Origin of the sequence: Sulfurospirillum oryzae, assembly GCF_025770725.1 — a bacterium.
GTDB lineage: Bacteria > Campylobacterota > Campylobacteria > Campylobacterales > Sulfurospirillaceae > Sulfurospirillum > Sulfurospirillum oryzae.
Window position 1 is genome coordinate 20,436 of record NZ_JANZKZ010000008.1, and the last position, 11,114, is coordinate 31,549.

Consider the following 11,114-nt stretch of genomic DNA (forward strand, 5'->3'; position numbering starts at 1 on the left):
CCGTTACCATTACCGGAACCAATGATACTGCCATTTTAAGTAGTGCAAGTGTTGGACTTGAAGAGACCAATGCTGTGCTTACCACCGCAGGAGCGTTGAGTGTTACCGATGTGGATGAAGGTGAAGCAGCGTATGTTGCTCAAAGCAGTGTGGCAGGAACTTACGGAACCTTTAGTATTGCCAGTGATGGAACATGGACGTATACCGCTAATGAGAGTTATGACTCACTGAACGCTGGTGATAAAATCAGTGATACCTTTAATGTCGCAAGTATCGATGGAACACCAAGCAGTGTAACCGTTACCATTACCGGAACCAATGATACTGCCATTTTAAGTAGTGCAAGTGTTGGACTTGAAGAGACCAATGCTGTGCTTACCACCGCAGGAGCGTTGAGTGTTACCGATGTGGATGAAGGTGAAGCAGCGTATGTTGCTCAAAGCAGTGTGGCAGGAACTTACGGAACCTTTAGTATTGCCAGTGATGGAACATGGACGTATACCGCTAATGAGAGTTATGACTCACTGAACGCTGGCGATAAGATCAGTGATACCTTTAATGTCGCAAGTATCGATGGAACACCAAGCAGTGTAACGGTGACCATTACCGGAACCAATGATACTGCCATCCTCAGTAGTGCAAGTGTTGGACTTGAAGAGACCAATGCTGTGCTTACCACCACAGGAGCGTTGAGTGTTACCGATGTGGATGAAGGTGAAGCAGCTTACGTCGCTCAAAGCAGTGTCGCTGGAACTTACGGAACCTTTAGTATTGCCAGTGATGGAACATGGACGTATACCGCTAATGAGAGTTATGACTCACTGAACGCTGGCGATAAGATCAGTGATACCTTTAATGTCGCAAGTATCGATGGAACACCAAGCAGTGTAACGGTGACCATTACCGGAACCAATGATGGTCCAATGGCAGAGTCTAAAGTCTTTACGACGGCTGAGGATACAGCTATTACAATTACAGATGCACAGTTGCTTGCTAATGCCGTAGACGTCGATTCTCACGATGTTTTAAGCATAGACAACGTGACCTTGATGAATGGTGCCAATGGATCATTGGTTGATAATCATGATGGAACATATACATTTATGCCAAGCTCTAATTACAGCGGTAGTGGTATTGAATTAATGTACACTATCACGGATACGAATGGTGCTACAGACACCCAAGATGTGACCATTAACGTAACCCCTGTCGCGGATGCTCCTCTCTTACAAGTGAGTGTAGCGCAAGGTGATGTTATCATTAGTCCTGAATATCCAGCCCCCATCTTTAATGGGCACCTTAATGCAGGAAGTACCACGGGAGATATTATTTTTGATGGTTATACCAAAACAGCTGCTATTGATATTAAGAGCTATAAAACAAGTGTTGATGATGGACGTATCGTCTTTTTAAGAGACGGTGTTGTGGTTAAAGATGTTTTAATTGATACACTTTTGCCACATGCAAACAATACTCCTGTTCATTTGGAATTGAGTGCTGATGAATACTTTAATACCGTACGTATTGATAACTTCTCGACCAGTGCAGATAAAAACGCTGAGTTCAAAATTGATAGTGTGAGCTTAATTTCTGATATATCGGTGGAATATAACATCAATATTGCAGCGGGACTTACAGATAGTAGTGAAACACTAGGTCAAGTAATGATCGATCAATCAACACTTCCTATGGACGCAATACTTTATGAGAATGGTGTCATACAAGCTGCAACAGATGGCTATTATTCTGTCGACCCTGATGCTACGGTGACATTCACAACAGATCACTATATGGGAACTGATGAGATCAATGCGATATCAAGTAGTGTCACATCGTGGGATAATCCTGATTTTGCGACAACGACGCAAACAGCTTATACTGAAATATCGGGAACATCAGGTGATGATTCAGCACTTCTGGGTACGACAGGCAATGATTATATAGATGGGCATGATGGTAACGATGTTATTCATGCAGGTTCCGGTAATGATTTCCTTGAGGGTGGTCATGGTGACGATGCGCTCTATGGTGATGCAGACAATGACATACTTCATGGAAGTGATGGTAACGACGTGCTTCATGGAGGCGATGGCAATGACATCTTAGATGGAGGGACAGGAGCAGATGCACTTTATGGCGATGCTGGAAATGACACTCTTGTCTATGATAGCCATGACGTTCAAGCCGATGGCGGTAGTGGTATTGATACGTTGCTTATTAAAGATTCGACGGTTGATTTTAGTACCATTGGTGATACTAAAATTGAGAATATTGAGATTTTAGATCTTTCAAAAGCCAGTGTTTCAATCGTCAATCTCAATCCTAATGATGTTTTTGAGATTACTGATAATGCTGATACGATCTTAAAAGTGATAGGCGATACGAATGATAGCGTTGCTAGCACAGTTGATCCAGGACACTTAGCGTTATGGTCACCGCTTACTGACCAAACGGGAGTTGATGCTGGGTTTACGCGTTATGAAGGTACATTGGATGATGGCGTCACTAAAGTGTGCATCGATCTTCAAGATACTATTGTGCATACTGATTTTTCATAAGGCACAAAGAGGAGGGTTATCCTCCTCTTTGTTTACATGTAAGAAGTTATTTTGATCGTTTTTAGGTGGGAGTGTGTGTTAGTTGCTGTTGCTAATGCTATCAAGTTCAGTATTACTCATTTGCACTTTATTGCCTTTTTCATCGTAGCCAAAACCTTTGATCGCTTTACTTTCTTTAAACTCTATTTCATTTGCAATATTGCCAGATTCATAGTAGAGTTTGGCTTTACCTTCTGCTTTATTGTTTTTAAACGGTGTTTCACTTTGAAGTTTTCCAGATTCGTAATAGATCTTGGCTATGCCTTCTGCTTTATCATTCTTGAATAGAGTTTCACTTTGGAGCTTTCCAGACTCGTAATACTCTTTTTTAAGACCTTCTATTTTGTCATTCTTAAAAGGTGTCTCGCCATGAAGTTTTCCAGAGATGTAATAGGTTTTACCCATACCCTCTCTGATGCCATTTTTAAAAGGTGTCTCTCCTCGCAATTCTCCTGTCTCATAATAAAACTTGCCTATACCATTAGCAGGATTTTGTGTTTTAGTCTCAACCAATACACCATCAGATCTTTCATCTAAGTCACCATACTCATAAATTTTTTCAGTGGCGAAGAGTGATAAACTTAAAAAAAGTAACATCCATAATTTCATGCTTTATCTCCGTGTAATGCTTTTTTGTGTGCAATCTTAGCATTTTAAATTCAACGATACGCTTTAAATTCAGATGAGCAATACAATTAAAAGATATTTTTAATGGGTTCCGGCTAAATTCGTATAGTCGATTTTTATTTGATACCCAACACCATTGATATTTTCAAAAAAGTCAATTTGACATATTTCTCTTATTCGGTAGATGACCATTTGAAGTTTTTTAAGATTGATCTCATCGTCCCAGAGGGTTGCATACAGTTTTTCATAGCTAACACAGGTGTTTTTGTGATCGCAAAGGGTTTGGATCAGTTTTAATGCATTGGAACCAATTTTGATAATTTCATCATTTTTATACAGTAAATTAGTTTCATGGTTAAAATAAAATCCACCTATGATTTTACTTATTTTTGTAATTCGACAATGATTTTGTTTTGCACTTAGGAGAGAAATAATGGCGAAAATTTCTCTTTCATTGTAAGGTTTGATGATATAACCATCGGCTTTTGCATCCATTGCATAACTTATCATTTCATCATCTGCATAGGCTGTTGTAAACACAATGGAACAGTTACTGATATTGCGAATATCAATCGCTACTTCACAACCACTTTTACAACCTTTAATCATGATGTCCATTAAAACTAAATGAGGATTGTGTTTGCGAATACTTTCTAAAGCTTCTACGCCATTATCGACAATATCCACGACATTCCAGCCCTTTTTTTCTAAAATCATTTTTAGGTATTCAGCTGCAATTAATTCATCTTCTACGATTAGTATTTTATACATTTGAACTTCTCTTATAAATTATTTTGTAGCATAGTCCATGTTTGTAGGAAATTTTTAAATTTCCTTTTAATTGCTTAACATTCAAATTAACTAATTTTAGACCGAAATTTTGTATCTTATTGAGATCATATCCTATGCCATTGTCAAAATATGTTAATAAAATATTATTCTTATGGCTGTTCAAAACAATGACGATTTTTGGATTTTTAGTCTCTTTAAATGCGTATTTAAAGCTGTTGGTGACAAGTTCATTGATAATTAAACCTATGGGGATGATTTCATTGAGCGAAAGTTCTATCTCTTGAGACTTAAAGACTATTTTGACATGGTCATTGATGGTGCTTTGAATGTTTAAATATAATTTTTCTATAAAGCGCTTGGCATTGACTTTTTCAAGATCATTAGAGACATAAAGCATTGAATGAACCATTGCCATAGCGTCTATTCTATTTTTGCTAGCTTGAATGATTTCTTGAGTTTTTTGGTCTTCTTGTTCAGCTTGTATGGCGAGCATTGAAGAGACGATATTGAGGTTATTTTTGACTCTATGATGGATTTCATTGTAGAGCAGATCTTTTTTATAATTTGAGTTGATAAGTCTTTTATAGGCATCAATGCGCGTTGTTTCGTAATAGATGGCAAAGACAAACGTAATTAATAAAATAGATATAAAATTTGGGATAGCCACTTCATTATGCAAAAAAACACTTACATGTAAAGATTCTTGATAATAAAAAAGTGCTAATACTAAAAAAAGTAAGAAAGTAATGCTAAATATGAGTCCTCGTTTCCAGCTAAAAAGAGAAAATGTAGCCAATATGAAAGGAAATATAAACCCAGGTGTGTAATCATCAAAATGATATATAAAGACAACAGCGATTGTTTCGACGGCAAGTATCATCAAAATAGCATACGAAGCATGATCATATTTACCTTTTTGATAAAAAATAAAAAATGATAATGTAACAAGTATAAACATTGTTGATGTAAAAGGAACACTTTTGTAATCCTGATAGTATGTATCTAGAAGGATATGGATAGAAAAAATAAAAAAACATACGGCATGAATAACCAATATGAGTTTTTTTCTTCTTTCCTCAGTGGCTCTTTTGATTTCGGCGCTGAATGGTAAATTAGATGCTTTCATGGCTTAAATTTATCAAGTTTTAACTTAAATCATACATAGTAAGACTTTTATAATATAGTGTGACTAAAATGTGGTTTCTGTTTTATATAATTCATTGTAAAGAAAGCATATTGTACGCGTGTATATACTTATGAATTACGTCTAAAGTATAAAGAAAGTAAGTAGGATTTGATATATGAATTATGTAGTATATCAATGGGATTGTATTAAAGATAAAATAATTTAATGGAGGTTGATATGTTAATTGGTTCAAACAAGAGACTTGTTCGTCTTATGGTAATTCCCTTGTGTTTTGCAGGAGCTTCGCTCAATGCTTTGACACTTCAAGAAGGTGTTGACGAGGTTTTATCAACACATCCTGTTGTTCAAGAGCGGTTGCACAATTATCAATCAACGCTTGAAGATCTTCGTGTCACTGAATCACAATATCTTCCATCTCTTGATTATTCAGGAGATTTTGAAAAAGCAAAAACAGATAGTCCTACTACGAATTTTAATAGTCGTTCACTTTACAGTTACGAGCATTCGTTGCAACTCACGCAAAATCTTTTTAATGGCTTTGGAACATTGTATGAAGCAGACTATCAAAAAGCTCGCATTTTGGCAGCGGCAAATAATTATATTGAAAATGCCAATGATGTTGCTTACAGCTTTATTAACCAATACATTGCCGTTCTTAAAGCACGAGATACGCTTGTAATTGCAAAAGAGAGTGTTGCTTTTCACGAAGAGATCTTTCGTAAAGTCAAAAGATTATTTGATTCAGGCTCAACAACACGTTCAGAGTTTGAAAAGATAGATACCTCCCTGTCATTAGCCCAATCTAACTACATTGTTGCTCAAAACAACCTTGAAGACGCGCAGTTTAACCTTGAGCGCGTATTGGGGCGATATGTAAAAGCTGAAGAGTTAGAAAAAATCTCTTTTTCAGGAACATTGCCTTCAAGTGAAGATGAAATGAAAGAGTTTGCACGCCTGTACAATCCTTCTGTTTTAGTAAGTCACTATAACATTAAAGCAGCTGAAGCACAACGTTCAGCAGCTTATAAAAACTACTATCCAAAAATTGATGCGTATGCTCGTAAAAGCTGGGCAGATGATATTGGTGGAACTCCAGGAAGAGATGAAAGAAGTGCCGTAGGCATTAAAATTTCTTACAATCTTTACCGTGGTGGTGCTGATGAAGCACAAGTTGCAAAAAGTATGACTCAAATTTCACGCGAACAAGAGAATAAACGTGATGTCATTCGTAAACTTGATGAGCAAGGAAGACTTTCATGGAGTGCAAAAACGTATGTTGCACAACAACTTGATTACCTTGTAAAATATTCTAAAACCAGTGCTAAAACCCTTGAACTTTATCAACAAGAGTATGATTTAGGTCGTAGAACATTGTTAGATCTTTTAGTGGCGCAAAATGATTATGTATCTGCTCGTACTCAAGTCATCAAAGCTCAAAATGACCTTACCTTTGCTAACTACAGAATTTTAGATGCAATGGGCACTATGGTTCAAAATGTTCTTGGCTCTAAAGCTTTAGATTATACAAAACGTGTCAAACTTGATGTTGTAGATGGTAAATTAGATCACGACTCTGATCTTGGCACTCTTCTTTTTGAAAAGCGTGAGGCTAAAGAATAAACATTAGTTATTTTATGGGAATGGTGGTTTTTAAATATGGAAGATAAAAATGAGCAAAGGATCGAAGATCCACAAGGATTAGCCTTCTCGGTTGATCCTTTGCTTCAATGTTTGGTTCTCTTTACGCAACTCTATCATAAGCCTTTTAGTGCTGAAGCATTGATGGCTGGGTTGCCTCTTTCTCCTAAGGAAGAGACACAAGGGCTATACAATTTAAAGCAATCTAAAGGGCTTTTTGCACGTGCGGCGAGTAGGGCTGGTTTAAAAAGTACACTTGTCACTAAAAAGATTTCAGATATTTCTCCTTTACAGTTGCCAATTATTTTATTGCTTAAAAATTCTCAGGCATGTATTTTACACTCCTTTAGCGCAGATCATAAGACATGTAAAATTGTTCTGCCTGGTGTTGAAGCAATTGAAGAAATTATTTCGGTTGAAGCATTGGCTTCTGAGTATACAGGCTTTGCCTTTCTCATTAAGAGACCTTTTGTTTATGATGAAAATGACTCATTGACACTCAATGTTAAAAATAACCATTGGTTTTGGGATACACTTAAACTCTCTACGGGTTTTTATCGTGATGTTTTATATGCCACAATTCTTATCAACCTTTTTGTATTAGTCAGTCCGTTATTTACCATGAGTGTTTACGATAGGGTTATCCCCAATAATGCTACTGAAACACTTTGGGTTTTTGCATCGGGTGTTTTAGTTGTTTATTCATTGGATACATTTTTAAAGTTTGCTAGAGCTATTTTATTGGAACGTGCGGGTAAAAAAAGTGATGTCATTATGTCGTCTATTGTTTTTGAAAAAGTGTTAGACCTTCAAATGGCTTCACATCCAAAATCAGTAGGCTCATTTGCCAGTAATCTTAAAGATTTTGATATGATTCGATCCTTTTTGACCAACGCAACCTTGACGGTTCTTGTCGATATGCCTTTTGCGATTCTTTTCTTATTTGTTATAGGCTATATTGGTGGTTGGATGGTTGTTGTACCCCTTTTGATGATGATCATTATCTTGGGATATACTTTCTTTATGCGTCACATGTTACGTGAAAGCATTGAAGAATCGCATAAAGCATCTGCTGCCAAAAGTTCTATCTTAATAGAAACATTACAAAATATAGAAACCCTTAAAACATTGGGTGTTACAGGGCACATGCAGTGGGCATGGGAAGAAGCTACGGGTGAGATTGCTCAAAAGAGTTTAAGATCTCGTATGATTTCAACATCCATCTCAACCATTACAGGCTTTTTAATTCAACTGACAACGGTTTTACTTGTTATTGTCGGTGTTTATTTGATAGGTCAACATGAATTGTCTATGGGTGGGCTTATCGGTATTATCATTATCGCATCAAGAACAGTGGCTCCTATGGGACAAGCGGCATCTTTGATCTCAAACTATTCAGATGCAAAATCAGCGTATGATGTTATCAATAACATTATCACACAGCCCTCTGAACGACCGCATGGTAAGAAGTTTATTACACGTCCTGATTTACAAGGTGAGATAGAATTTCGGAATGTCACATTTTCTTATGATGCCAATGAACATCAATCTCTCAAAGATGTTTCCTTCACAATAAAGCCTAAAGAAAAAATTGCCATTATTGGACGTATTGGTTCGGGTAAAAGCACGATTGCAAAACTTTTGCTTCATCTTTATGAGCCACAAAGTGGGTCAATTTTTATCGATGGTATTGACATTAATCAGATAGATCCTATTGATTTGCGTAAAAATATCTCTTATGTTGCCCAAGATATTAATCTTTTTAAGGGTAGCGCTAAAGACAATATTGTTTATCGTTCATCTCGTGTTGGCGATGAGCAAATGTTACGTGCTTCCATGATTTCAGGTGCTGATGAATTTATTAAAAGGCATCCTTTAGGATATGAAATGGCTATTGGTGAACGAGGTATGGGGCTATCAGGCGGTCAAAGACAGAGTATAGGAATTGCAAGAGCAATTTTATTTGAATCTCCTATTGTCATGATGGACGAGCCTACCAATGCTATGGATCAGCTTAGTGAAGCACGACTGATTGCTAATCTTAGAAGTTATATTGAAGATAAAACAGCTATTTTTATTACCCAAAAAAATACACTTTTAGAGATAGTGGATCGTATTATTGTGATGCATGAAGGTCAAATCTATCTAGATGGTCCCAAAAATGAGGTTTTAGCAAAATTGGCGGGGAAAAGTCTATGAGTAAAAAAAAGTTTTCATTCGATGCGCGCGATTATGCCTTTATGCGCAGTCTTTCTGCTGCTGTTTTAGAAGAAAATCCTCAACAGTTTCGTTGGGTTATCTTTTTTTGGGTTTTTAGTATTTCGCTTTTTTTGCTTTGGGCGTCTTTTTCTCCTATTGATGAGATCGTCAGAGGTGATGGCAAAGTTGTTCCTAGTGGCGAAAATCAAATGATTCAACATTTAGAGGGTGGCATTTTAGAAGATATTTTGGTCAAAGAGGGTGAAACGGTTAAAGCAGATCAAGTTTTGCTCAAAGTCAATAATCTAAAATCAGCTTCCACCTATGAGAGTATGGGCTATAAAGCAGCACAACTTCGCGCAAAAATGGTTCGCCTAAAAGCCGAAGTGACGAACACAGAATTTTTGCCTACGGAAGCTGACCTTAAAGAGATTCCGTCTCAAATACTACAAGAGCGAAATCTTTTTGTTTCCAACAAAGAGCGCTTAAACGCACAACTCTCAGGACTTAATGAGCAATATACACAAAAGAAAAATGATAAATTAGAAACACAAGGGCGTATTTCTGAGCAGAAAAAAGCACTCTCCTACATCAAAGAAGAAGTTAAAATTTCCGCACCGTTGGTAGAAGAGGGCGTTAAATCAAAAGTAGACTTTTTAAAACTTCAAAGAGAGCTTAGTAGCCTTGAAGAGCGTTGCAATGGAATGATAGCCTCTATACCAAGACTGGATGCAGCGATCTCTGAAATCGAAAACAAGATGCAAGAGGTGCGTTCTGAATTTACAACCAAAGCCCAACTCGAACTCAATGATGCGCAAACAGAGTTTAACCGCATCACTGCAGAGAGTGCTTCGTATGCAGATCAAGTGGTGCGAACAACCCTTAAATCGCCTATTAATGGAGTTGTGCAAAAACTCTATGTCAATACCATTGGTGGTGTTATAAAACCTGGCGATAATCTCATCGAAATTGTTCCAACAGAAGATGGTCTTTTGGCAGAAGTTAAAGTAAAACCTTCGGATATTGCATTTTTATACCCTGGTCAAGAAGCCATTGTAAAAGTAACCGCGTATGATTTTGCGATTTATGGTTCACTCAAAGGTAAAGTCGTGACCATTAGTCCCGATTCAATGACAGATAAACGTGATAATACTTATTATATTGTTAGGGTACAAACAGATAAAAAGTATTTTGGTACAGAAGAAAAGCCGCTCAATATTACACCGGGTATGACACTCAACGTTGATATTATAACGGGTAAAAAAACAGTGATGCAGTATATCTTAAAGCCGATTTTAAAAGCGAAACAATATATGTTTACGGAGCGATAAATGACACTTTATATTATCTCAAAAAATAAAATTATACAAAAAAGATGGTCAGTTATTTTATCTTCTTTTCACCCTATTTTTAGAGAATCACTCCCTTCTTCTCTTGGTGGCGATACTATGGTTATGATTCATGATAATGTTTTATGCCAATTAAATGATATTCAAAAAAAGAATCTTTTTGCTTTACATGTAATGGTCCTTTCCACAACTCCAACTTTTGAACAAGCACGCTCTGTGTTGGCGTTGGGTGCCAAAGGATATGGAAATACAATGATGCATGAATCTTATTTAGTTTCAGCATGTCAGGCTATTCAAGAGGGCAATATTTGGTTGTCACCAGAATACATTAACCAGATGATTCAGGAACTTCCCACAATGCCAAAAAAAGAGACAAATCCACTTGAACCTCTTAGTCATCGTGAGGTAGAAGTGGCTATTTTACTTTCGCAAGGTGATTCTCATAAAGAGATTGCTCAAAAGCTAGATATTACAGTTCGTACTGTAAAAGCACATGCAACCGCTATTTACAGCCGACTAAATATTAAGGATAGACTTGCTCTTGCTCTGTTACTTCGCAATTAGTACCCAAGTACACTAGTATCGTTTTTTCATCTTTGTTAGAATTTTTCTATACAAATTTTCTACAAAGGATGAATCATGGCACAGGTTATTGGATACATTAAATCACTCCAAAATGGTATCTTTTTCGCAAAAGATGCACACGGTCAGATCAGAGAGCTCAAAGCAGGCGATCAGGTCTTTAAAGATGAACTCGTCTATGGT

Annotated in this window: 8 protein-coding genes; 5 read left to right on the forward strand and 3 right to left on the reverse strand. The window is 36.9% G+C overall.

Annotated elements, in window-relative coordinates; translation table 11 throughout:
* Nucleotides 1-2,558, forward strand: a 2,558-nt coding sequence (locus tag N0B29_RS12875; RefSeq protein WP_263834133.1) for a VCBS domain-containing protein, incomplete at its 5' end; no start/stop codon positions are given.
* Nucleotides 2,559-2,636: 78 nt separating this feature from the next.
* Here N0B29_RS12875 and N0B29_RS12880 read toward each other — a convergent pair.
* From N0B29_RS12880 to N0B29_RS12890, 3 genes are all read right to left on the reverse strand, one after another.
* Nucleotides 2,637-3,206 carry a toxin-antitoxin system YwqK family antitoxin gene (locus N0B29_RS12880; protein WP_263834134.1) on the reverse strand — a complete coding sequence of 190 codons (570 nt, stop codon included), beginning with the start codon at nucleotides 3,204-3,206 and terminating at the stop codon, nucleotides 2,637-2,639.
* 99 nt (nucleotides 3,207-3,305) lie between these two features.
* Nucleotides 3,306-3,995, reverse strand: coding sequence for a response regulator (locus tag N0B29_RS12885; protein WP_263834135.1), 690 nt, complete (start codon nucleotides 3,993-3,995; stop codon nucleotides 3,306-3,308).
* On the reverse strand, nucleotides 3,988-5,142 hold the full coding sequence (locus tag N0B29_RS12890; RefSeq protein ID WP_263834136.1) for a sensor histidine kinase: 1,155 nt from the start codon (nucleotides 5,140-5,142) through the stop codon (nucleotides 3,988-3,990). The genes N0B29_RS12885 and N0B29_RS12890 overlap by 8 nt, the downstream gene beginning before the upstream one ends.
* Nucleotides 5,143-5,379: 237 nt before the next feature.
* On the opposite strand from N0B29_RS12890, the gene N0B29_RS12895 reads away from it, so the two are divergent.
* Genes N0B29_RS12895 through N0B29_RS12910 form a run of 4 tightly spaced genes read left to right on the forward strand, consistent with a single transcriptional unit; the run spans nucleotide 5,380 to nucleotide 10,913 of the window.
* A complete protein-coding gene (locus N0B29_RS12895) occupies nucleotides 5,380-6,783 on the forward strand; it encodes a TolC family outer membrane protein (protein ID WP_263834137.1) in 1,404 nt (467 codons plus the stop codon).
* A 36-nt stretch (nucleotides 6,784-6,819) separates the two neighbouring features.
* On the forward strand, nucleotides 6,820-9,000 hold the full coding sequence (locus N0B29_RS12900; protein WP_263834138.1) for a type I secretion system permease/ATPase: 2,181 nt from the start codon (nucleotides 6,820-6,822) through the stop codon (nucleotides 8,998-9,000).
* Nucleotides 8,997-10,331, forward strand: a complete 1,335-nt coding sequence (locus N0B29_RS12905) for an HlyD family type I secretion periplasmic adaptor subunit (RefSeq protein ID WP_263834139.1) — start codon at nucleotides 8,997-8,999, stop codon at nucleotides 10,329-10,331. Before N0B29_RS12900 ends, N0B29_RS12905 begins: the two co-directional genes overlap by 4 nt.
* A complete protein-coding gene (locus N0B29_RS12910; protein ID WP_263834140.1) occupies nucleotides 10,332-10,913 on the forward strand; it encodes a helix-turn-helix transcriptional regulator in 582 nt (193 codons plus the stop codon).
* The last annotated feature ends 201 nt before the right edge of the window (nucleotides 10,914-11,114 follow it).